Origin of the sequence: Capnocytophaga cynodegmi (assembly GCF_002302475.1) — a bacterium.
In the GTDB taxonomy this organism is placed as follows: domain Bacteria; phylum Bacteroidota; class Bacteroidia; order Flavobacteriales; family Flavobacteriaceae; genus Capnocytophaga; species Capnocytophaga cynodegmi.
On record NZ_CP022378.1, the window covers coordinates 2,364,084 to 2,388,634 of the forward strand.

Annotated in this window: 20 protein-coding genes; 10 read left to right on the forward strand and 10 right to left on the reverse strand. The window is 33.6% G+C overall.

The features are described from left to right. The 5 genes from tamL to efp all read left to right on the forward strand — a co-directional run bounded on the left by tamL (nucleotide 1) and on the right by efp (nucleotide 6,630). Nucleotides 1-2,559: a translocation and assembly module lipoprotein TamL gene (gene tamL / locus CGC48_RS10460; protein WP_449384840.1), complete on the forward strand. Its 2,559-nt coding sequence runs from the start codon at nucleotides 1-3 to the stop codon at nucleotides 2,557-2,559. 204 nt (nucleotides 2,560-2,763) lie between these two features. Next, nucleotides 2,764-3,792 carry a UDP-3-O-(3-hydroxymyristoyl)glucosamine N-acyltransferase gene (gene lpxD, locus CGC48_RS10465; protein WP_098029524.1) on the forward strand — a complete coding sequence of 343 codons (1,029 nt, stop codon included), beginning with the start codon at nucleotides 2,764-2,766 and terminating at the stop codon, nucleotides 3,790-3,792. Nucleotides 3,793-3,798: 6 nt separating this feature from the next. Beyond that, nucleotides 3,799-5,187: a bifunctional UDP-3-O-[3-hydroxymyristoyl] N-acetylglucosamine deacetylase/3-hydroxyacyl-ACP dehydratase gene (locus CGC48_RS10470; protein WP_041995829.1), complete on the forward strand. Its 1,389-nt coding sequence runs from the start codon at nucleotides 3,799-3,801 to the stop codon at nucleotides 5,185-5,187. Nucleotides 5,188-5,199: 12 nt separating this feature from the next. Continuing rightward, nucleotides 5,200-5,988 (forward strand): acyl-ACP--UDP-N-acetylglucosamine O-acyltransferase, encoded by a 789-nt coding sequence (gene lpxA, locus CGC48_RS10475; RefSeq protein ID WP_041990292.1) that lies wholly within the window; start codon nucleotides 5,200-5,202, stop codon nucleotides 5,986-5,988. 75 nt (nucleotides 5,989-6,063) lie between these two features. Further along, on the forward strand, nucleotides 6,064-6,630 hold the full coding sequence (efp, locus tag CGC48_RS10480) for an elongation factor P (protein WP_041990295.1): 567 nt from the start codon (nucleotides 6,064-6,066) through the stop codon (nucleotides 6,628-6,630). Nucleotides 6,631-6,694: 64 nt separating this feature from the next. On the opposite strand, the gene CGC48_RS10485 is transcribed toward efp, so the two are convergent. Continuing rightward, a complete protein-coding gene (locus CGC48_RS10485; protein ID WP_098029525.1) occupies nucleotides 6,695-9,154 on the reverse strand; it encodes a hybrid sensor histidine kinase/response regulator in 2,460 nt (819 codons plus the stop codon). Between the two features lie 209 nt (nucleotides 9,155-9,363). Here CGC48_RS10485 and CGC48_RS10490 point away from each other — a divergent pair, with 209 nt between their 5' ends. The 5 genes from CGC48_RS10490 to dnaN all read left to right on the forward strand — a co-directional run bounded on the left by CGC48_RS10490 (nucleotide 9,364) and on the right by dnaN (nucleotide 15,070). Beyond that, entirely contained in the window at nucleotides 9,364-10,392 is a 1,029-nt protein-coding gene (locus tag CGC48_RS10490) for a rod shape-determining protein (protein WP_018280126.1), read from the forward strand. Nucleotides 10,393-10,480: 88 nt separating this feature from the next. Further along, the gene (gene mreC, locus CGC48_RS10495) at nucleotides 10,481-11,314 is read left to right on the forward strand and encodes a rod shape-determining protein MreC (RefSeq protein WP_098029526.1); all 834 of its coding nucleotides are present in this window, start codon (nucleotides 10,481-10,483) and stop codon (nucleotides 11,312-11,314) included. Further along, nucleotides 11,307-11,813, forward strand: a complete 507-nt coding sequence (locus CGC48_RS10500; protein WP_098029527.1) for a rod shape-determining protein MreD — start codon at nucleotides 11,307-11,309, stop codon at nucleotides 11,811-11,813. Before mreC ends, CGC48_RS10500 begins: the two co-directional genes overlap by 8 nt. Beyond that, nucleotides 11,810-13,672, forward strand: a complete 1,863-nt coding sequence (mrdA, locus tag CGC48_RS10505) for a penicillin-binding protein 2 (protein WP_098029528.1) — start codon at nucleotides 11,810-11,812, stop codon at nucleotides 13,670-13,672. Before CGC48_RS10500 ends, mrdA begins: the two co-directional genes overlap by 4 nt. Nucleotides 13,673-13,948: 276 nt before the next feature. Further along, entirely contained in the window at nucleotides 13,949-15,070 is a 1,122-nt protein-coding gene (gene dnaN / locus CGC48_RS10510) for a DNA polymerase III subunit beta (protein ID WP_018280122.1), read from the forward strand. A gap of 53 nt (nucleotides 15,071-15,123) precedes the next feature. Here dnaN and CGC48_RS10515 read toward each other — a convergent pair whose 3' ends face one another. From CGC48_RS10515 to CGC48_RS10555, 9 genes are all read right to left on the reverse strand, one after another. Continuing rightward, nucleotides 15,124-15,405, reverse strand: a complete 282-nt coding sequence (locus CGC48_RS10515; protein WP_098029529.1) for an ATP-dependent Clp protease adaptor ClpS — start codon at nucleotides 15,403-15,405, stop codon at nucleotides 15,124-15,126. A 13-nt stretch (nucleotides 15,406-15,418) separates the two neighbouring features. Further along, complete coding sequence (gene prmA, locus CGC48_RS10520; protein ID WP_098029530.1) at nucleotides 15,419-16,252, reverse strand: 50S ribosomal protein L11 methyltransferase; 834 nt, start codon at nucleotides 16,250-16,252, stop codon at nucleotides 15,419-15,421. Between the two features lie 11 nt (nucleotides 16,253-16,263). Beyond that, entirely contained in the window at nucleotides 16,264-17,001 is a 738-nt protein-coding gene (gene lptB / locus CGC48_RS10525) for an LPS export ABC transporter ATP-binding protein (protein WP_018280119.1), read from the reverse strand. A gap of 71 nt (nucleotides 17,002-17,072) precedes the next feature. After that, nucleotides 17,073-17,726: a hypothetical protein gene (locus CGC48_RS10530; protein WP_098029531.1), complete on the reverse strand. Its 654-nt coding sequence runs from the start codon at nucleotides 17,724-17,726 to the stop codon at nucleotides 17,073-17,075. Between the two features lie 14 nt (nucleotides 17,727-17,740). Beyond that, a complete protein-coding gene (gene tatC, locus CGC48_RS10535; RefSeq protein ID WP_098029532.1) occupies nucleotides 17,741-18,559 on the reverse strand; it encodes a twin-arginine translocase subunit TatC in 819 nt (272 codons plus the stop codon). 150 nt (nucleotides 18,560-18,709) lie between these two features. Next, complete coding sequence (locus tag CGC48_RS10540) at nucleotides 18,710-20,935, reverse strand: helix-turn-helix domain-containing protein (protein WP_098029533.1); 2,226 nt, start codon at nucleotides 20,933-20,935, stop codon at nucleotides 18,710-18,712. 112 nt (nucleotides 20,936-21,047) lie between these two features. Next, complete coding sequence (locus CGC48_RS10545; protein WP_098029534.1) at nucleotides 21,048-22,715, reverse strand: sodium/sugar symporter; 1,668 nt, start codon at nucleotides 22,713-22,715, stop codon at nucleotides 21,048-21,050. A 129-nt stretch (nucleotides 22,716-22,844) separates the two neighbouring features. Continuing rightward, on the reverse strand, nucleotides 22,845-23,270 hold the full coding sequence (locus CGC48_RS10550; protein ID WP_098029535.1) for a PH domain-containing protein: 426 nt from the start codon (nucleotides 23,268-23,270) through the stop codon (nucleotides 22,845-22,847). 54 nt (nucleotides 23,271-23,324) lie between these two features. After that, nucleotides 23,325-24,479, reverse strand: a complete 1,155-nt coding sequence (locus CGC48_RS10555) for a galactokinase (protein ID WP_042001418.1) — start codon at nucleotides 24,477-24,479, stop codon at nucleotides 23,325-23,327. Nucleotides 24,480-24,551 lie beyond the last annotated feature (72 nt).

Sequence of the window (24,551 nt, forward strand, 5' to 3'; positions counted from 1 at the left end):
GTGAGATTATTTGTGCCTAAAATATTACTTTTTGTGTTGATATCTATTTTGTTATCAGCCTGTAACGCAGTGAAAAGAGTTCCTGAAAATTCGTATTTGCTTCAAGAAAATACCATCTACGTAAATGATAAGAAAACAGAAGACGCAAAGATAAATAATTTTATTTTACAAAAGCCAAATTCAGCCTTGTTTGGGTTGCCTTTAGGTTTGTATATATACAACGCAGCAAAGCCAAATCCTGAGGAAGACTTTCAAGATTGGCTTGATGAACACCCGAAGTGGAATAATACTTTAGAGAGAATATTATCACAAAAACAAGTTGAACGACTAAAAAAATCTTTCTTTGTTTCAGGAATACATCGACAATTGAAAAATATTGGTGATGCTCCTGTTATTTTAGATGACTCAAAAACAAAATCAAGTGTAAACTATTTAAAATCATATCATAATAGCATCGGATATTTTAATTCTGTTGTAAAAGATAGTGTGATTTATAATCCTAAAAACAAGAAAAAAAGAGCTATAGTTTCTTATCACATTAACACAGGGGAACGTTATTATTTAGATACTCTGAAAACTTCTATAGCTTCATCAGAAATTGATTCGGTGTATAATTTGCACTTGCAAAAAAGTTTTCTGAAGTCAGGAAATCCGTATCAATTGAGTGATTTTAATAAAGAACGTACGCGATTAGGCTCATTGTTCCGAAACAATGGATTTTATACATTCCAACAAAGTTCGATAAATTTTGAAATAGAGCGTGATACAATTCAGGAAAATAAAGACCAAAAACTTGATGTAACAACTGTTATCGATGATTTGATTGAACGCGATGGAGATATTATCACTAAAAAAACGTATAAAGTTCATCGCCTTAATAATATCCGAATTTTTACTGATTATGATTATACAATGGATTCAAAATCTTTGGATTCAGTTTCTTATAAAGATATAACCATATTTTATAAAGACAAATTAAAGTACAGACCTCGTATCCTGAAAATGGCTTCAGCGTTGGAGAAAGGAGCTATTTATTCAGATGAGAATAGAGGGCTTACATATAAGCAAATCAATAATTTACGTATTTTCAAATATCCTAATATTGAATTCAAATATGCTGAAAATGATACACTTCAAAAAAGTTTAGATGCGAATATATACTTAGCTCCGTTGGATAAATTTTCACTTCGGCTTACTAATGAAATAAAACGTTCTGAAATCGAGCAAATTGGTATTACGTTAGGGACTTCATTTGCAACTAGGAATGCCTTCAGAAGAAGTGAAATATTGGAGCTGAATTTGCAAGGAACTTTTGCTTCACAAAGGAATTCAGATGACAAGAGGTTTTTCAATATGTCAGAAATTAGTGGAGATATTCGGTTAGTTTTTCCTGAAATAGTGTTTCTTTTCAACACGTCTAAAATCATTCCTTATTCGATGACTCCTCAAACAATGTTGCAAATGGGAACAAGCTATCAAACGAATATTGGTTTGGACAAGCAAAATGTAACGGGAGTATTGCGATATTCTTGGAATCCGAGGAATGACAAGAGTGTGCTTGATTTGTTAAACGTTCAGTATGTGCATAATCTGAATCCAGGTAATTTTTTCAATATCTATAGGTCTACATACGACCGATTGAATACGATAGCTAAAAAATATACACTTGACCCATCTTACTGGGATAGTGAAGGAAATTTGATTGTGGAGAGAGGTACTTCAGGATTTTTTAATGATATAATTAATCAAAAAGTAACTCTTAATGAGGAAGATATAACGCCCATTTTGAGTATAGGGCAGAGACAAGAAAGGCTTACACGTAATGATTTCATTCTTTCAACAAGTTTTACCTATATATTCAATAATAATTCGCAATTTTTTCAGAGAGATTTTTCACAATTTCGTGTGAAATTAGAAAGTGCTGGTAGTCTGCTGAATTTATTTTCGAGCTTGTATGGAGTTGTAAAAGAAGGTAATAACCCAAGAAAATTTTTAGGAGTTGAGTATGCTCAGTTTATAAAAACAGAAATTGATTACATCAAGCATTGGCCTATAGGGGAGCAAAGTTCTTTGGCTTTTCGTAGTTTTCTGGGGGTTGCCATTCCGTATGGAAATTCAAAAAATGTTCCGTTTTCACAAAGTTATTTTGCAGGAGGTTCGAGTGATAATCGCGGTTGGAGGGCTTATAGTTTAGGACCAGGAAGTAGTGAATCTATTTTGGATTATAACGAAGCTAATATGAAACTCACACTAAATTTGGAATATCGTTTTCCTATAGCAGGAGCATTTAAAGGAGCTATCTTTACCGATGCTGGTAATATTTGGAACGTTCTTGATGATGTTTCATTTGATTCATATAAATTCAAGAATTTTTCTTCATTGAAAGATATAGGAATAAGTTCAGGTCTGGGACTTCGGTATGATTTTGGTTTTTTTGTTTTTCGATTAGATGTTGCTAACAGAATATACAATCCTGCAAATTCGATGAAGAATCGTTGGTTTACAGATGTTTCTCTGAAAAATCTGGTTTATAATATAGGTATTAATTATCCTTTCTAATAAGTTTTTTAAATAGAAGTTCTAAATTGCAGAATGTATATAATTCGTAATAGATAAGGCTTAAAAAGAGTAATATTTAATGCTCTTTTAAATTATTTTTCTATTTTTGTTGCGGAAAAACCAAAAATATCACTTTCACTACGAAAAGAAAAATATTTTTTCATTTTCTATGATATTTATTTTCAATAATTTAAAGAAATAAAGGTGAAATTTACAGCTTTACAAATAGCAAATATACTACACGGAGAAGTAGAAGGAAATCCTGATGTAGAGGTGTACAAACTCTCAAAAATCGAAGAAGGTGAGGAGGGAAGCATTACTTTTTTAGCAAATCCGAAGTATAAAAACTACATATATACTACAAAAGCTTCTGTAGCAATAGTTAATAAAACTTTTGAGGCGGAAAGTGAACTTTCAGTTACTCTAGTAAAAGTAGATGATGCGTATTCGGCTTTCTCAAAATTATTAGAATATTATAATCAGATAAAGTTGAATAAGAAAGGAATTGAAGACCCTACATTTATTTCAAAATCAGCACGAATAGGGCAAGATGTGTATGTTGGTGCTTTTTCCTATATCGGGGAAAATGTGGTTATTGGTAACAATGTGAAAATCTATCCAAATACCTATGTTGGTGATAACGTCACCATTGGTGATAATACCACTTTATTTGCAGGTTGTAAAATATATTCCGAAACAATTATAGGCAAATATTGTACATTACACGCTGGGGTTATATTAGGGGCTGATGGATTTGGTTTTGCTCCAGTTCAGGAAGGATTCTATAATAAAGTTCCACAAATCGGGAATGTTATCATTGAAGATTACGTTGATATAGGTGCAGGAAGTACCATTGACCGAGCCACTTTAGGTTCAACAATTATTCGTAAAGGTGTAAAATTAGACAATCAAATACAAATAGCTCACAATGTAGAAGTTGGGAGGAATACAGTGATTGCAGCTCAGACCGGAGTTGCAGGTTCTACCAAAATAGGAGAGAGTTGTATGATTGGAGGTCAGGTGGGAATTGTAGGGCATTTGAATATAGGAAATCGAGTGAAGATTCAAGCACAATCGGGTGTTATCAGAAATGTAGAGGACGATGAAGTACTACAAGGTGCACCAGCAATAGGATATTCTGATTATAATAAATCGTATGTGATTTTCAAAAAATTACCTACATTGATGAAGCGATTTTTAGATATTGAAAAAAAATATTTGGAAGATAAATAAATTTTTATGGTAAAGCAAAATACTTTAGCAAACCAAATTAGTTTAGAAGGAGTAGGTCTGCACACGGGTCAGAATGTGAAAATGACATTAAAACCAGCTCCAGTAAATCACGGATATACTTTTGTTCGAGTGGATTTGGAGGGAGCTCCCGTGATTGAGGCAGATGTTAATTATGTAATAAACACCGAAAGAGGTACCGTTCTGGAGAAAAAAGGTGTCAAAATACAAACTTGTGAACACGTTTTGGCAGCCCTTGTGGGAATGGATTTGGATAATGTTATAATTGAACTAAATGCGTCAGAACCACCGATTATGGATGGCTCGGCAAGGTATTTTGTAGAGGCTATATCAGAGGTAGGAATTCAAGAACAAGACGCTCCGCGTGAGGAGTACGTTGTAAAGGAAGTGATTTCATACGTGAATGAAGAAACAGGAAGTGAAATTACTCTAATTCCTTCTGATGAATACCAAGTAACTACGATGGTTGATTTTGGTACTAAAATTTTAGGTACACAAAATGCCTATTTGAATAAGCTTTCTGAGTTTAAAGATGATATTGCTAATTCACGAACATTCAGTTTTTTACACGAATTAGAAATGCTTCTTGACCACGGGCTGATTAAAGGAGGAGATTTGAATAATGCTATCGTTTATGTAGATAAAGAAATCTCGGAAGAGACGATGGAAAAGTTGAAAAAAATCTTCAATAAAGAGGATATTTCTGTGAAGCCAAACGGGATTTTAGATAATTTGAATTTGCATTATTCCAATGAGGCTGCCCGACATAAGCTCCTTGATGTAATTGGAGATTTGGCTTTGGTCGGTACACGTATAAGAGGAAAGGTAATTGCTACAAAACCAGGTCATTTTACTAATACACAGTTTGCTAAAAAATTGTCGAAAATTATTAAAAATGAACGTAGAAATAACGTCCCTTCAATTGATGTAAATCAACCTCCGTTGCTGAATGTCAATGATATAATGAAGCTCTTGCCACATCGTCCGCCATTTTTATTAGTGGATAAAATTTTTGAGCTTTCGGACAAACACGTTATTGGCTTGAAAAATATAACAATGAATGAGCCTTTCTTTGTAGGACATTTTCCTGGGGCTCCCGTGATGCCTGGTGTTCTGCAAATTGAAGCAATGGCTCAAGCAGGAGGTGTATTGATTTTGAGTACAGTACCTGATCCTGAAAATTATTTAACATATTTTATGAAGATAGATAATGTTAAGTTCAAAGTTCAAGTAATGCCTGGTGATACACTTATTTTTAAGTTAGAACTCTTGACTCCTATTAGAAGAGGTATTTGTCATATGCAAGGGTACGCCTATGTAAATGGGAAATTGGCAACTGAAGCCGAGTTGATGGCCCAAATTGTAAAAATTAAATAATTCGGAAAAGCGATGAATCAACCTTTGGCTTATGTACACCCTGGTGCGAAAATAGCTCAGAATGTGGTTATAGAACCCTTTTCAACCATCCATAATAATGTTGAAATTGGTGAGGGTACTTGGATAGGCCCTAATGTTACGATTATGGAAGGAGCAAGAATTGGCAAGAATTGTTCAATCTTTCCTGGAGCAGTAATCTCTGCAATTCCTCAAGATAAAAAATTCCAAAATGAGGAAACTATTACCATTATTGGAGATGGAACAACTATCCGAGAGTGTGTTACAATCAACAGAGGGACGATTGATAAAATGAAAACTGTGGTGGGAGAAAATTGCTGGATAATGGCTTATAGTCATATTGCTCACGATTGTATTGTAGGGAATCATTGTATATTTTCGAATAATACAACTTTAGCAGGACATACTACAGTTGGAGATTTTGTGGTTTTAGCAGGGATGGTTGCAGTTCAACAGTTTACCACTATTGGTAGCCACGCATTTGTGACAGGAGGTTCTTTGGTTCGCAAAGATGTGCCTCCTTACGTAAAGGCGGCTCGTGAGCCGCTTTCATACGTGGGAATAAATTCTGTTGGTTTACGAAGAAGAGGTTTTACACCGGAAAAAATCAGAGAGATACAAAACATTTACAGAATTATTTTCCAAAAAGATTTTAATATCACACAAGCTCTTTCCATAGTAGAAGCAGAAATGGAGGCTACTCCTGAGAGAGATGAAATTCTTGATTTTATTCGTAATTCTTCTCGAGGTGTGATGAAAGGTTATACAGGAGGAAGTATGTAGCAGTATCGTACTTTCTTATTTTATGATGAAGTTTTTAATATTCTTGAAAAATAAAAGTTTAAATTAATTATATAGATGGCAACAACAGCAGATATTAGAAAAGGATTATGTATCCGTTTTAATCACGACATTTACAAAATAATCGAATTTTTGCACGTCAAACCAGGAAAAGGACCCGCTTTCGTTCGTACCAAATTAAAAAGTGTTACAACAGGAAAAACCCTTGATAATACATTTTCTGCAGGACATAAAATTGATGATGTGCGTGTAGAAACTCGCTCTTTTCAATATTTATACGAGGAGGGAGACGATTTTGTTTTTATGAATACTGAGGATTACAACCAAGTAAATATCCGCAAAGATATGTTGGAAAATCCTGAATTATTAAAAGAAGGAGAAATAGTAATGATTATTTTTAATGCAGAAGATGAATCACCTCTTTCTGTGGAAATGCCTGCCAGTGTGATACTTACCGTTACACACGTTGAGCCGGGAGTGAAAGGAAATACAGCAACTAATGCTACAAAACCTGCTACTGTGGAAACAGGGGCAATTGTAAATGTTCCGTTGTTTATTAATGAGGGAGACCGCATTAAGGTAGAAACAGAAAAAGGAACGTATGTAGAACGTATGAAAGATTAATTATCTTTTCAATAAATATAAAAATCCGAATTTCATTAATGAAATTCGGATTTTTACTTTCTTATCAACCATTACAGTATTTCTCAATAGCTACTTTACATTCTTTTTGAAAAAGGTTTTCTAAATCATCAATTTTTAGACGTAGTTCCAGAATATCACTTTTTTCTGAAATATTGTTCAAAAAACTTAATATTTCCACTTCTCTTTTGGCATTTATCTGTCCGAACATACTTAACATTTTGTGAGCAATAGCTCGGATATGTTCATATTCTCTAATATTTGCAAAACGTTTTAAGTCTGAAATGTTTTTTATAGAGTCATTTATAAAGTTTTCGTAAAGAGCGATTATACCTTCTTTATCATCACCCATAAATTGTTCCAAAACTTCGGGACGATACTTTGTAGAATCAACAGTTAAAGGAGGTGTGAAGTCTACTTCGTTTACTTCTATTTTTGGGAAAAATGAGTTCAATTTTTCGTAAAATTTTTGAGGTGTGAAAGGTTTGGGTAATATTCCTGAAAAGCCGTTTTGAGTATAGAAACTCTCAGGGACATCTTTTCTTCCAGTGATGGCTAACACAGGAATTGGATTATCTTTATATTTCTCATTGAATAACGTAACAAAGTGAAAACCATTCATTTCAGGAAGCTGAATATCTGTAATGACCATATCAAAACTGAGGGTGTTCATCTTGGAGAGAGCTTCTTTTCCGTTACTGAAAGGAATTACTTCTATATTCTTTTGTTGTAATAATTCCTGAATAAGTCCCAAAATGGTCACATCATCATCAATGGCTAGAATTTTAATTTCGTTAGGTTTTTTGTCAGAAATCCATTTTTGTGAAATATTCTTTTGATTTTCAACAACCTTTTCAGATACAAAACGAAAAGTGAATGTGCTTCCTACATTTTCCTCACTCTCAAGAGTTATTTTTCCTTTAAGTAAATGAGCCAATTTTTGTGAAATATGTAGTCCCAATCCTGAGCCTCCATAACGTTTTGAGACATCTGTATTAGCTTGTGTAAATTCATCAAAAATATGTGCTTGTTGCTCTTTTTTTACACCAATTCCAGAGTCAGTAACAGAAATTATGATTTCAGAAGCCTTATCCGTGAAAGGTTTTGCCTCAGCTTTAATGCGAATTTCTCCTTTTTCAGTGAATTTAAAAGCATTGGAAATCAGATTGTAAAGTATTTGTCTGATACGATATGAATCATTTGTAAATTTGCTATTACGAATTGTATCGGAAATTTCGATGGAAAGGGTAATAGGCTTTGATTTGAATATAGATTTCACATTATCAGATACTTCCTTGATGGTGTCAGCTATGTTTATAGGAACTTTTTGTATAGTAATTTTTCCAGCCTCTAATTTTGAATAATCTAACAATTCATCGACCAATTTTTGAATATATTCTGAAGAATATTTAATATGTGATAGATAATTCTTACTTTTTTCTGTAATATCTTGCTTACTAAGCAATTCCGAATAACCTATGATGGAACTTAGCGGTGTTCTTAAGTCGTGGCTAACCATCGATACGAGTTGTTCTCTACTTTTTAACAAACGATTGGTTTTCAAGTTTGCTGTTTCTAATTCTTGTCGGTATGTTTGAATTTTCCAAAAGTCTCTAATTATGATAAAGGAGAGCAAAACCGTCACTATAATAGCAAAAATATAAGATGAAATTAGAAAAGATTTACTTTTTTTGAAAATAATTTGGCGTTCGTAGTTAATTTCCTGTGAGCTTTTCAGGATATCTTCTTCAAAATCGGAAAGTAAATCACTGATTTTCTCTGACATACGGTTGTCATTGTGCCAAAGAGTTTGAATCTTTTCATTTTGCTTATATTTAGATTTTTGAGTTTCTTTATAGACTTTAGTCAACAATTTCAAGGTCTCCATAACAGTTTCATCAAATTTTGACTGATTCCGAGTAGGAGGGATTTTGATGTCCTTATATCGTTTTAAGATGGAGGATATATCGGGCTGTGTATCCGTTGAATCTATCTTAGGACCTATTCGCTCTTGGTTTGTTGCTATGTTGTCATTCAACAAGAAATGCCCCAATGAAGGTTCCAAACTCGAAAGTTTTTTAATAGCATTACGAATGGTAATTGATGAAATATCACTACGTTGAATAACTTTTAGTTCCTGAAGATTTTTACTTTTTAATTGCAGTAACATCTGCACAGTATCAAGCATTTGTAAATGTTTTTCCGAAGTGATATGTTCCCTGAATTTAATAATGCTATCCTCCAGAATATGATTCTTTTTAAGAAACGATTGAAGAGCTTGTTCGTCGTCAGTACGGATTGCGATTTTTCCAGCACTCTCCGTTTCATTCATAAGAGTTAGTATCCTACCAATTTTCAGAATTTTATCTCTGTTGGATTCATTTATATTTTCTGAAGCGGTTAGCTTCTGGATTTCTTTGTAAGTAACAACAGCAACTGTCGCAGATGTTAAGGTTAATAGAAGGTACCCTAAAATTATTTTTAGTGTTATTTTTGGAGATTTCATAGTTTTTCTAAGCTAAAAATTTAACTCTGACAGCAAAAATAACATTTTTTTATGATTTAAAATACTATTTTGTGAATTTAAGAATTAAATTGAATTTTGTTTGGAAAAACATTTTTTTTTTTATAAAATTGCAGTCGCATAAATAGAATAGTTTTGTTTTTATAAATGATTGATTTCAAATAAGTTATCTTTAATACAACTACACAAATATGGGTTTTTTTGACTTCTTAACAGAAGAAATAGCAATAGATTTAGGAACTGCAAACACATTAATTATTCATAATGATAAGGTGGTGGTCGATAGCCCGTCAATTGTAGCTCAGGACCGAACTTCGCACAAAATTATAGCAGTAGGTAAGGAAGCTCGTTTGATGCAAGGTAAGACACACCCTAATATTAAAACAATCCGACCATTGAAAGATGGAGTAATTGCTGATTTTGATGCTTCCGAGCAGATGATTAGTATGCTTATCAGGAGTGTACCCGCATTGAAAAGACGCTTTTTTTCTCCTTCGTTGCGTATGGTGGTTTGTATTCCATCGGGAATTACAGAGGTGGAAACACGTGCGGTACGCGAATCGTGTGAGCGTGTAAATGGTAAGGACATTTACCTTGTTCACGAACCAATGGCTGCAGCTATTGGGATTGGTTTGGATATTATGCAACCAAAAGGAAATATGATTATTGATATTGGAGGAGGAACCACAGAAATTGCTGTAATTGCCTTAGGGGGAATTGTTTGTGATAAGTCCGTGAAAATTGCAGGTGATATCTTCAACTCTGATATTGTTCATTATATGCGTACTCAACACAACTTGTATGTTGGAGAAAGTACTGCTGAAAATATTAAAATAACCATTGGTGCAGCAACAGAAGATTTAGACCTTCCGCCAGATGATATTATGGTACAAGGGCGTGATTTGTTAACGGGTAAACCCAAACAAGTACAAGTTTCGTATCGCGAAATGGTAAAAGCATTGGATAAGTCCATCTTACGAATTGAGGATTCTATTATGGAAACTCTATCACAAACGCCTCCTGAGTTAGCGGCAGATATTTACAATACAGGTATTTATATGGCTGGTGGTGGGGCTATGTTGCGAGGTTTGGATAAGCGAATTTCTCTAAAAACTGATTTGCCAGTTTATGTAGCGGAAGACCCATTACGTGCAGTAGTTCGCGGAACTGGAATTACCCTGAAAAACATAGATAAATTCAGAAGTATATTACTTAAGTAATGATTTATAATTTTGAAATTGTAAGGTGTAGGATACTAAAAACTTGCACCTTACAATTTGTCTTTTAAAAATATGTAATTTAAAGTTTATGCAACAAATCATTTTGTTTTTTATTCGTAAAAGAAACTTTTTTGTGTTTTTGTTGCTTTTTTCTTTTTCTATCTTTCTGACTATTAAAGATAATTACTATCCACAAAGTAAGTATATTAACTCTGCTAATATAGTTTCTGGAAATTTATATAATTTTTCAAGTTATTGGGCTCAGTATTTTGACTTGAGAGGACAAAATAATATTCTTAGTGAAGAAAATAAACAACTTCGTAGCCAAATATTTGCATTAGAAAATCAGCTCAAACAAAGGATTGCAACTGATAGTATATCATTTTTTGATACAAGCCAATATGAAGTTCGTAGGGCTAATGTTATAAAAAATAGTTTCTTACGAAAGAAAAATTATCTGACAATTGATAAGGGAGAAAAAGAAGGAGTAAAGCAAGATATGGGAGTTATTTCTCCTAATGGAATTGTGGGAATTGTTGAGAACACATCGGGTGAATTTGCTACTGTTCAAAGTGTTTTGAATATAAAATCTTCTTTGAATGCAATGGTAAAACGAACAGGTCATTTTGGTTCATTGAAATGGAATGGGCAAGAGTTAAATATTGTTCAACTTGTGGATATTCCTAACATAGCTCCCATTCAAAAAGGTGATACTATAGTCACGGGAGGAATGTCGAGCATTTTTCCTAAAGGAATTCCTGTTGGGCAAATTATGAATATTACTAAAAGTCAAATGGATAATTCTTTTGTAGTTGATATTAAATTATTTACGGATATGTCCAACGTGGATTTTATCTATATAATTGAAAACAAAGACAAAGAAGAGATTAGTAATTTAGAAAGTCAAAATCCTAATGAATAATCTTTTTATCAAAAATATTTTTCTGTTTATTGTACTAGTATTGTTGCAAGTACTTGTGTTTAGCAATATTGGCTATTTAGGGTATGCAAATCCGATGGTGTATTTACTTTTTGTAATTATTTATCCATACAGAGAGTTCAAGATACCATTTTTATTTGCAGCTTTTTTAATAGGTTTAAGTATTGATATTTTTTCGAATACAGGAGGAATTCACGCAGCAAGTACAGTTTTTGTAGCCTATATTCGTTCAGTAATATTGAGATTCGTGTTTGGTAATAACTTTGATTTTCAGGAAATAAAGCTTTTGCAATATCCTCCTGCAAAGGTATTTTCTTATACAACAATTATGGTTGTATTGCATCATACGTTATTTTATTTTCTCGAAATATTTAACTTCAATCATTTGTTCACAACCTTTGTAAAAATAGGAGTTTCTTCTGCTTTTACTATAGTTGTATGTTTGCTATTCGTCTACATATTTAGAAGCCAAAAGAAATGAGAAAGTATTTGTTATTTATCATAATTATCTTAACATCAATTATTTTCGTAATTCGTTTAGTTTATCTTCAAGTTGTGGAATTTAATGAGAATTCACGTCCTGACGAAGATGTTGCTGTTGAGGTTGTTTACGACTATCCAGAAAGAGGTTATATTTACGATAGAAATGGGCAACTTCTGGTGTCAAACCAACCAGCCTACGATGTGATGGTAGTTCCTAATGATGTTAAACAATTGGATACGTTGGAGTTATGTGGATTATTGGCAATTTCAAAAGAAGATTTTAAAGAACGTTTACAGAAAGCAAAAAAATATTCTTATCGAAAACCATCTGTTTTGGTAAACCAACTTTCAAAAGATGATTATGCAGTTTTGCAAGAAAAGTTACGTAAATTTGATGGTTTTTACATTCAAAGACGCTCATTACGTCATTATTTAACGCGTAATGCAGGAAATGTTTTAGGATACATAAGCGAAGTAAATGAGTGGGAATTAAAAGAAAATTTATATTATATAGCAGGGGAATTAGTTGGACGTCAGGGAGTTGAAAAACAATATGAATCTTTTTTAAGAGGAGAAAAAGGAGTACGTTATTTTCAGAAGGATAGACACAATCGTCAGATAAGTAGCTATAAAGAAGGAATGTTAGACACGCTTCCTGTTATGGGACAGTCTCTACAACTTACATTAGATATTGGTTTACAGGCATATGGAGAAGAGTTAATGCAAAATAAACGAGGTGGTATTGTAGCGATTGAACCTAAAACAGGAGAAATATTGGCATTGGTTTCTGCTCCTACTTTCGATCCTAATTTGTTGGTAGGAAGGCAACGTTCTAAAAATTATACAACTCTTTATCAAGACTCTATTGCTAAACCTTTGTATGATAGGGCTTTACTTGCAGAATATCCGCCAGGTTCTCCTTTCAAAGTAATCAATGCTTTGATAGCCTTACAGGAGAATGTAATATCTCCTTCAACCTCTTTTGGTTGTGGGGGAGGGTATCGGTATGGAAATCGAATAATGCGATGCCATTGTGGGCGTTCGAGCAATGATTTGCTACACGGAATTGCTCACTCTTGTAATTCTTATTTTGCAAATTCTTACAGACGTAGTATCGAAAAGTATGGAAAACCTTCTGTAGGAATGGATGCGTGGAGTAAACACGTCAAAAGTTTTGGTTTGGGAAGCTTCTTGGGAAGTGATTTTCCTACAGGACGACCAGGCAAAATTCCGAATACGGCACTGTATGACAGGCAATATGGACAAGGTCGTTGGGCAGCGACATACAATATTTCAAATGCAATAGGACAAGGAGAAATATTGACCACTCCAATACAACTTGCTAATGTAATGGCAATTATAGCTAATAGGGGGCATTTTTATACACCTCATATCGTAAAGAAGGTAAATGATGAAGTAACTCCATTTAAAGAATTTACAACACTTAAACGTACAACTATAGATAAGCAACATTTTGAACCTATAATTCAGGGAATGAACACAGCTTATAATTCAGGTACTGCACGTGGAACGAGAATAGAGGGAATTGATATTGGTGCGAAAACAGGAACCGCTGAAAATTTTATACGAATTAACGGAAAACGTATGCAGTTGACAGACCACTCTATTTTTGTGGCGTTTGCGCCAATTGATGATCCTAAGATAGCTATTGCTGTATTTGTAGAGAATGGATACTATGGAGCAAGAGTTGCAGGACCAATTGCCTCACTGATGATAGAAAGATATATAAAAGGAGAGGTATATCGTTGTGATTTAGAAAAGCGAATGCTTGAAAAAAGCTTAGAGGAAGAGTATGCAAAACCATATAGTGGGCAACCTTTCCGTATAAATCAATAAAATTTCAGGTAAGTTGTAATTTTGATATGGTATTTTTAGTGTAAAAAATATCCAAAATTAAAAATACTTGATTTTTCTGAATTTTATAATCTGTTAATAATCAGTATCTAATATATATAGTGTCCAAATATATGGCACACTATTTTGAAAAATAGTTTTGTGATATTGTATTTTTAAGTATATTTGTCACTATCTATTTCTTAATATTGCAGAAGAGTAAAAAAATGTCTTCTTTTTTTAAGAAAATTTTAAAAATAAAAACATAGATAAAATAATATGAAATTTATTGTATCAAGTTCGTACTTATTAAAAAAATTACAAGTAATAGGAGGAGTTATTAATAGTAGCAATACGATGCCTATTCTTGATAACTTTTTGTTTGAATTGTCTCCTAATGTACTAACTATCTCAGCATCAGATTTAGAGACAACAGTTAAAGGAGCGTTGGAAGTGGAGTCAGATTCAGAAGGAAGCATTGCTGTACCTGCGAAATTGTTGGTCGAAATATTGAAAACTTTCGCTGAACAACCGCTAACGTTTGTAGCAAAGGATAATAACACAATAGAAATCAGCTCAACACACGGAAAATATTCATTGGCATATTTGAATGGAGAGGAATTTCCAAAGCCTGTTACCTTATCTGAAGCCAACAAAGTAACTTTGCTTGGAGATGTTTTGGCTACTGCGATTCAAAAAACAATTTTTGCTGTTGGGAATGATGATTTACGTCCTACAATGAGCGGAATTTTCTTTGAATTTAATGAAGAAGGGCTAACTTTTGTGGCTACAGATGCTCATAAGTTAGTGAAATACCAAAGAACAGATATCAAAGCCACAGAAACTTCAGAGTTCATTATGCCTAAAAAACCTTTGAATTTATTGAAAGGAATTTTAGCAGGAAGTGAAACGGAGGTTATCGTTGAATATAACGAAAGTAATGCCAAATTCTCTTTCGATGGAATGGAGTTTATATGTCGTCTGATTGATGGGAAATATCCAAACTACGATGCAGTAATTCCTAAGGAAAATCCTAATAAGTTGGTTGTGAATCGTTCACAATTTTTAAATTCAGCAAGACGTGTTTCTATATTTTCGAATAAAACGACACATCAGGTTCGTCTAAAAGTAGCAGGCTCTGATTTACAAGTTTCTGCAGAAGATATCGATCACAGCAATAAGGCAGATGAGCGTTTGGTTTGTAACTACCAAGGAGATGATATGGAAATTGGGTTCAATTCTCGTTTTTTGATTGAAATGTTGAATAATTTGGATTCAGATGAAGTAATGCTTGAAATGTCTATGCCAAATAGGGCAGGTATATTAACTCCGCTTGATGGGTTAGACCCAGGTGAGAAAGTGTTAATGTTAGCGATGCCTATAATGTTGAATAATAATTAGTTGAAAAAATAAAAAAGGGAATAAATTTTTAATTTATTCCCTTTTTTATTTTCTCATTCAATTTCAGCACTCAGGTCAGCATCTAATAAGGCAAGACACATAGGTTTTAGTTTTTCATAACTTCCTGACTTTACATCACATTTACCTTTAAAATGAACAATGATGGCACATTGTTCTGCTTGGTCGTAAGTATGTTTGCAAACATTGACCAAAGTTTCGATAACGTGGTCAAAAGTATTCACATCATCGTTGTACAAGATAAGATGGTATCCATCATCCAAGAGTTCTTCTGTAGAAATTTCGATTTGTATTTTTTCTTGGTGATTGAAAATCATAGTTTTTAGGATTTTAATTTTTTCTAAATTTTAAAGCAACCCACTGATTACGTTCTAATTTCTCCACAAGTTTTAGATCATTTTCGTTGCATTTATTCGTAATTACAGGTATATCAGATTCGTAAAATCCACTCAATAATAACGTTCCTTCAGAAGGTAAAGTTTTTGCATATTGTGGAATATCCGAAAGCAAAATATTTCGATTAATATTGGCTATAACAACATCAAAATTTTCATTATCAAGAAGTGAAGCATCGCCTAATTTTACCGAGATATTTTTGCAATAGTTCCTTTCTATATTTTCAACAGAATTTTGAACACACCAATCATCAACATCAATAGCAGTTACGGATTTAGCACCCCGTTTTTCTGCCATAATAGCCAAAACGCTTGTTCCGCACCCCATATCTAATACTTTTTTTTCTTGCAAATCTATGTTTAATAGAAATTGCAACATCATATATGTAGTTTCGTGATGGCCTGTGCCAAAACTCATTTTTGGTTCTATGATAATATCATAAGTTGTATTAGGAACTTCGTGAAACGGAGCTCTGATTGTGCAAATATCATCAACAACAATGGGACTGAAATTTCTCTCCCACTCTTCATTCCAATTGATTTGTTCTATGGTTTTGAAAGTATATGAAATTTTGAATTCAGCAGATTGTAAGATATAAACATCGTCCAAGATATTTTTGTGCCATAAATTTTCTTGAATATAAGCCAATATTCCATTTTCAGAATCCACAAAACTCTCAAAACCAAGCTCTGCTAATTCAGCAACCAGAATTTCAGAAGCAACTCCAAGAGGTTCAATTGTAAAATTGTATTCTATATAATTATACATTTTTTTGTTTTTTACTCCATTTTCTTTTTGCGAAGCTCAAAGTTTTTACCTAAATATACTTTTCTAACCATTTCATCTTCAGCAAGTTCTTCGGGTGTTCCTGCCTTTAAAATTCCTCCTTCAAACATCAGGTAAGTTCTGTCCGTAATGGAAAGAGTTTCCTCCACGCGGTGGTCAGTAATTAAAATTCCAATATTTTTGCTTTTTAATTGAAAGACAATAGATTGAATGTCTTCAACAGCAATAGGGTCAACACCAGCAAAGGGTTCATCAAGTAGAATGAATTTAGGATTTGTAGCCAAAGCACGAGCAATTTCGGTACGTCTACGCTCTCCTCCTGAAAGTAAATCTCCTCGATTTTTTCGTATATGTCCTAAACTGAATTCATCAATAAGTTCATCAACTCTCCTTTGTTGTTCTTTTTTAGATAGTTTGGTAAGTTGCAACACACTTTTGATATTGTCCTCAATGCTTAGCTTTCTGAAAACGGAAGCCTCTTGTGCCAAATATCCAATCCCGTATTGTGCTCGTTTGTACATAGGGAAGTTAGTAATATTCTCTTTATCAAGATAAATTGTGCCTCCATCGGGTTTTATTAAACCAACAATCATATAAAAAGAAGTTGTTTTCCCAGCTCCATTTGGTCCTAAAAGCCCTACAATTTCTCCTTGATTTACTTCCAAAGAGACGCCCTTAACAACTTTTCTTCCTTTGTATATTTTAATGATGTCGTTTGCAATTAGCTTCATTTTCAGATTAATTAGAAAACCAAAAATTACATATAAAAATGATTTCTGGCAGAATTTTTTCTGGATTTTATTTAAAACTCAAATCGATAAGGCATTTCGTCTAATTCAGTTTCTAAGTCTACCCAATCGTGAACTTCTGTTACGAGGCTATAAACCATTTTTTCGGTCAATATTTTTCCTTCATATATGTCTGAAATTGTTTGTTCTGACATATCTTCTCTTAGGAAAGTTTCATCTCCAAAGAAGTCAATTGCCCAATTTTTGTATTCTTCTGGTTTGGTAGTAATTTGGTCAAATTTATGAATAAATTCATCAACTTCAAAATTTTCTTCACAATTCCAAGTTTCGCCGTCCAAAGACCAAATCACAAACGGAATATCAGCATCTGAAAAATTCTTACGATAATAAGGAAGGAAAATTTTTGGAATTCTTTTTTCAAATGACTTATTGTCAGAATCTCCATTTCCTTCTGAGGCTGTTGATGGAACAATCAAACAAGCTTTATCAGCAAAATAAAATGAGAGTGAAGCACCATCTTCATCTTCAAATCCAAGTCCCCACTGAGCTTCAGTTCCATCGTATTCTTCTTGATTGCTTTTGTAGTAAGTGTGGTATGTTTCAAATTCATAACCACAAATAATCCAGTCTATTACAGCTTTGCCTTTGCAAATCTGTTTCAACGTTTTCACGTTGGGTAGTTGTTGTAGGTAGGCTTTACAATCCATTGAACCTTGTTGTATTATAAATTAATTTTTTTTGATTTTTCGTCTTTTTTTAGTACGTATTTTGATATGAAAATACTTATTTCATATAAGATTAGAATAGGGATAGTTACAATAATCTGGCTGGTTACGTCTGGAGGGGTAATGATAGCTGATATGATTAAAATAACTACAATGGCGTGTCTGCGATATTTTCGCATAAATGGAGGCGTTACCAATCCTAATTTTGTTAAAAAATAAACAATTATTGGAAGCTCAAAAACTAATCCACAAGCTATTACCGACGAACGTACTATGGAAATATACGAGCTTAAATCAATTTGGTTTTGAACCTCGTCACTTACAGAATATGAACCTAAAAAGTTAATTGAAAGGGGTGCTATTAGGTAGTATCCAAATAAAATTCCAGAGAAAAACAAAACTGAAGCAATAATAATAAAGCCACTCGCTAGTTTTCGTTCGTTTTCGTATAAGCCGGGACTTATAAACTTCCAAAGTTCATAAAGAATGTAGGGGAAAGAAACGATAACTCCAGTCCAAATAGAAGTCCAAATATGAGCTGAAAATTGCCCGGCCATAGTTCTGTTTTGCAGTGTGAAAGGCAATTCCTGAGCACAAAAAACACTTTCATAATCAAAAAGTTGCCCAAGTTTACAGAACATTTGATATGTGAAAAAATCTCCCTGTTTTGGTCCAAAAATGATTGCAAAAATGTAATCTTTGTAGATGAAAGCAAGAACAGCGACTATCAAAACAGCCATTGTTGAGCGAATTAAATGCCAACGAAGCTCCTCCAAATGGTCTAAAAAAGACATTTCATCTTTTTGATTTGTCATATTTTTTAAGCTGAAAACTTTCTATTTTAATGGTTGAAATACTCTGCAAATATACATTTTGTTTTCAATTTTCAACATTTTTGAAAAGAATTTTTTATGTTGGGAAAAATATATTGGCTATAAAGAAAAATAGAATTGCTTTTTTTATCTCTATATTGTTGCTTCCCAGTGAGTTTTGAACAGACGGAGTTCGTCCCAAGTGTATTTTCCATTGAGTTTTTCAAATATATTTCCGAGTGAATGATTTTCTTCTTCGTTAAAAATTTCAGTAAGTTCCTGTATTGTTGTTTCTGATAAAATTTCTGAAGCCATAATTTTCTGTTGTTCAACGAGTTTTATCAGATGGCGATAAATAGTTGCTTCAGTTAGCATTCTTTTTTCAGCAATAGATTTTACGCAATGAGTAGTATTCCAGAGTTGTAATGTGATGTTGTAAGTAGAGATTTTTTCCGTTTGATTTTTTATATCTTTTTTATTGATATTTTCCGATACAAAAAGCTGTTTGTTTTTTAAATGTTGCTCAACTTTTAGAAGTAATTCCGTTCGCATATTCTTAAATTTTTCGGAATTAATATTCTGATTTTCAAAATCTTTTCCTTCTTTGTGTAATTTAATTAATTGTTCTGTTTTTAAAAGATTTCTAATGATTTTTGAAGTGATGTCATCTAAATCAGATAATTCATCTTTGAATTGTTTAACTTTCTTTAAAATTTCAATTTCACCATAAATGCAAAGAATTTCGTACCAAATTTCTTTCAATTGTGGCATAAAATAGGAATATGCTTTTTCAAAACGTTCACAGATGAATGAAAATTCATAATCTGAAATGAAAATATTTTTGAGCTGCAATACAAATTTTTCGGCGATTCCTGTTAATGTAATAACTTGCGATAATTTTTCATTTGCCCAGTTTTTGTATGTGCTTTTTTTACCAACTTCACCAGTATAACTTAATTTGTGTAAGTTCCATTGATACAATAAGTTATCCCATTGAAAGCATTCCAAAATTAACTTTTCCAAGAATTGTTTTTTCCCATTTTTACAAGCATTAAGTATTTCATTTTCAGAAGCTTTATTTTTAGTATATTGTCTTACGGTTTCATTGCCGTCAATTCCGTGTTCGCTGATAGGAGAAAGCAAAATCAATCCATCTAAAGAACGCAAACGAGAAAAAGCCACATACGCTTGACCTGAAGCAAAAACGTTATCCAAATCCAAAGCTGCTTTTTCAAAGGTAAGTCCTTGACTTTTATGAACTGTAATCGCCCACGCTAACCTGAGTGGATATTGTGTAAAAGTTCCTAATCGTTCTTCTTCAATGTCTTTGGTTTCTTCATTTACACGATAACGGATATTTTCCCATTCATAACGTTCCACATTTATCATTTTTCCGCCATCTAATTGTATTTCAATTTCATTCTCGGAAAGAGAAGCGATAGTCCCCATTTTTCCGTTGAAAAAAAGTTTCTCAGGAGATAAATCGTTTTTGATAAACGTAACTCTGGCACCTTCTTTCAAATGTATTTGTTTTTCAATAGGATACATATTTTCAGGAAAATCACCAACAATGATAGCTTCATAGGTAAATTCTTTCGTTTTTAGTTTGCTTATTTTTTCATCGTTGATGGCATCTGCTTTTGCATTGTGTGTTGTTAGTGTTATAAAATCGTTTTCTGGTTTGAAGTTAGGTTTTACGTATTGTTGCAAAAATTGTATGTCTTTCTGATTTAATTTGTTATCTCTTAAATTATTGAGAATAGATATGAAATGCTTATCCGATTGGCGATATATTTTTTCTAATTCAATGTAAAGCAATGGATTCTGTGAAATCACTTTCGATTGGAAGAAAAACATTCCTTCGTAGTACATTTTCAAAATTTCCCACTCATCATTTTTCACAACGGGAGGAAGCTGAAGTAAATCTCCTATAAATAATACTTGCACACCTCCGAAAGGGACTTTGTTTTTGCGAATGGTTTGTAGCATAAAGTCTATCGCATCTAAAACATCAGCACGTAGCATACTTACTTCATCAATCACCAGAAGCTCCATACTTTCAATAATTTGACGCTTATTTTTATGCATCTTAAAGTGATTTCGTAAGGAAGTTCTGTTTTCGAATCGAGTATTGTTATTTATGAGAGGAGTAGAAGATGAAGTTGGTAGAAATGAAGCAAAAGGCAATTGAAACATCGAATGGATTGTAACGCCTCCTGCATTGAGTGCAGCGATACCTGTCGGTGCCACGACAATCGTATTTTTATGGCTTGTTTCAATAATTTTACGCAATAACGTGGTTTTTCCTGTTCCTGCTTTTCCTGTTAAAAAAATATTTTGGTATGTTTCGTTTACCAATGTAAGTATTTGCTTTTCCATAAAAAAATCGCTGACGAGCAAAAGTAATAAATTATTCTGAAAATTAAATTTTTACAAAAAGAAAGAAGTTGCCTTTTGAGCAACTTCTTGAAATATGTATGTTTTTCTTTCTTTACCAGAAGATAGCGTACAACGCCACTAAAAGTATGATAATCACATAGGAAGCAATATTAAATGTTGAATCTGTTTTGAAAGTGTTTTTGTCAATGATGATAGCTTTTTCACTAACAGCACCTTTATTTTCAAAGTGGCTAACCACAGCAATAATTAACATTGAAACAATCCAAGTAATCATCATTTGATGCATCCAAGGAAGTGTAACGAACAAGCTACTTAAAGCTGAATCTGCCATCCAACCGTTAGGTCCTATTTTGAAATAGAAGGCAATCAATGTAGAAAGAAGTATTCCCCAAATAGCTCCTTTGTTTGTAGCTCGTTTATAGAACAATCCCATCATAAAAACAGCCAAAATACCTGGACTAACAAGTCCTGTATATTCCTGAATGTATTGGAACATTTGATTAATTCCTCCTAAGGCAGGTGCTACAACCAAAGCAATTACTAGTGCAATTGCTGCTGAAATACGACCTACGCTAACCAGTTGTTTTTGAGAAGCATTTGGATTAATATTTTGTTTGTAAATATCCATTGTGAAAATTGTAGCCGTGGAATTTAACATCGAAGCTAATGAAGAAACAATTGCGGCTGCCAAAGCGGCAACTACCAATCCTTTTAACCCTGTTGGGATAAATGTTTTGATAAGCCAAGGGTAAGCATTGTCATTCATTACAGCTCCATCTACTCCTGTAAAGGCTTCTTTTACCCCATCAATAGTCGCCGTTCCTGTTCCACTTTGATACATAACATACGCCACAATTCCTGGTATTACCACCAAAACGGGTACAATCATTTTTAAGAAAGCCGCAAAGACAATCCCTTTTTGTGATTCTTTTAAAGATTTTGCAGCTAAAGTACGTTGGATAATATATTGATTAAATCCCCAGTAGTACAAGTTTGCAACCCAAAGTCCACCAACTAGTACAGCAATACCAGGTAAGTTCATATATTCGGGGTGCGATTCGTTTAAAATCATTTTAAAATGGTCAGGAGCAACATCGAAAATATGCTGTAAACCAGTTATTACTCCACCCTGAGGTGTCACATTGTCAAGTGCAATGTAAGCAGTAATCAATCCGCCAACAACAAGTAATGCCACTTGGATTACATCTGTCCAAGCAACCGCCGACAGCCCTCCCCAAAGAGAATATGCCGCTGCAAAAAGTGCTAAACCAATCATTGCGTAAAAAGGGTCAACTCCTAAAACTACTTGCAAGGCTTTTCCTCCTAAAAATAAGACACTTGTAAGATTAACAAAAATAAACAAAGCCACCCAGAAGACAGCAAGAATTGATTTTAGATTAGCACTATATCGTTTTTCGATAAACTCAGGAATGGTGTACAATCCCTTTTCAATGAATATAGGTAAGAAGTACTTTCCTACGATAATTAATGTAAGAGCTGCCATCCATTCGTAAGATGCAATTGCTAAACCTAACGCAAACCCCGAACCGGACATTCCTATAAATTGTTCCGCGGATATGTTTGCAGCAATTAGTGAAGCACCAATTGCCCACCAAGGAAGAGATTTACTCGCCAAGAAATAATCTTCTGCAGTTTTCCCTGAATTCTTTTTATTGCGTGACACAAAAAGCCCTACACCGAGAATGACTGCTGCGTACAAGGCAAAAATCACATAATCTAACGTTGTAAATGAATTCATATATTAAAATTTTAGTATGTTTTTATTTTTTCGGGTGCTAATTTAAGAAATTTTTATTTACGATGTAGCATCTGCCCTGAAAGATTTAAATGTGTTAAAGGTTAAATGCGATTGTATTTGCTAAAATTGTCATATAATCACCTCTATACTCGGGTTAATTTCCAACAAATCAGCGATAAATGCGGTTCTATCTTTTGGAGAAATCAGAAAGCAGTCATATTTATTGTAAAAAACTCCGATACGCTCAAGTGATGCTCCCAGTCCAAGTTCTGCTATAAAGCCTACTTTTTCTATTTTTCGGATACTTTTAATAGCTATTTTTTTCTTGAAAAAGAAACCTCCTTTTAAAGTCAGGAATTCTTGGTCAATACTATATCGAATGCCCCAAATACAATTTCCAAATACTAAAGCCAAAAGCAAAAGTATTGTTGCTACAATTATTCTATCTCCAAAAGAAGTAAGCTCATATAACAAGAATATAAGCGGAAAGAATGTAATTACGATAACAATTCCAAAAAGGAATTTATCTACTTTGGATTTATATACTTTTTTCATTTGTAAAAAAATAAAAGCCAAATGAAAAAATGATTTCACTTGGCTTTCTGATGATTATAATTCACGAGTTCCCTCGCCGATGCTCACGTCATACACCGATGGGGCGTACCCAATTTTTTCTGTGTAGCGTTCGGTAATGTGTTTTTTGTAGGCTTCTACACGGTCGTTTTTAACCAGTGCAATGGCACAACCTCCGAAACCAGCTCCAGTCATACGAACGCCCGTAACGCCATCAAAATTGATACTTTCCAAATAGATGGTATCCAGTTCTTTGCCTGTAACTTCATAATCTTCCATTAGGGATTTGTGCGAGGCAGACATCAACTCTCCGAAACGCTTCACGTCACCTGATTTTAGGGCTTTTTCGCTTTCTTTCACGCGTAAATTCTCATAAATTACGTGTTTAACTCGTTTTTGCATCTCTTCGGTAAGTTCGTTTTTGTGAGCCTCGAAGTACTCAGCAGGGATAGAACAAAGGTCTTTGAAATCGGCATTTTTGTTGAAGATTTCCAACGCTGCTTCGCAAGTAGCACGACGCTCATTGTATTTGGAATCTGCCAGTTTTCTTTCTTTGTTGGTGTTGATAATCAGTAGGGTATCATCTTTTAAGCTGAAAGGCGTATAGGTATAATCCAACGTTTGGCAATCCAAAATGATGGCGTGTTCCTTTTTCCCCATTCCGATAGCGAATTGGTCCATAATACCACAATTTACCCCCACAAATTCGTTTTCTACATTTTGTGAAATTTTCACCAGTTCAATTTGGTCTTTTCCTAATCCGAAAAGAGAGTTCAAAGCAAAGGAAGTTACAAGTTCGATAGAAGCCGAAGAGGAAAGTCCGCCGCCGTTAGGAATATTTCCGTAGAAGAGAAATTCCATTCCACTGAATTTCGCACCTTCACGTGTAAAATAGTCAATACAACCCAGCGGATAATTTATCCAAAGACTTCCATTTTTGGTATATCCTTCGTGATTGATGGTTACCTGATGTGTTGATTCTGGAAAGTTTAAACTCTTGAAAGTAAATGTGTTGTCGTTTGTTTTGCGAACTGCCAAATACGTTCCATTCTCAAGAGCACAAGGCATCACCAGTCCGCCGTTGTAGTCGATGTGTTCGCCAATCAAATTGACACGAGCCGGAGCAAAGAAAACCTTGTCACAAGGTTGCCCATAGCTTTTCTGAAATTCTTCTTGTATATATTTTTTCATTTTTTGAAATATTTTTTCTTTTGTTTTATGTTTGTTTTTAAGTTGAGATATTGGATTGTATTTCAAAGATGC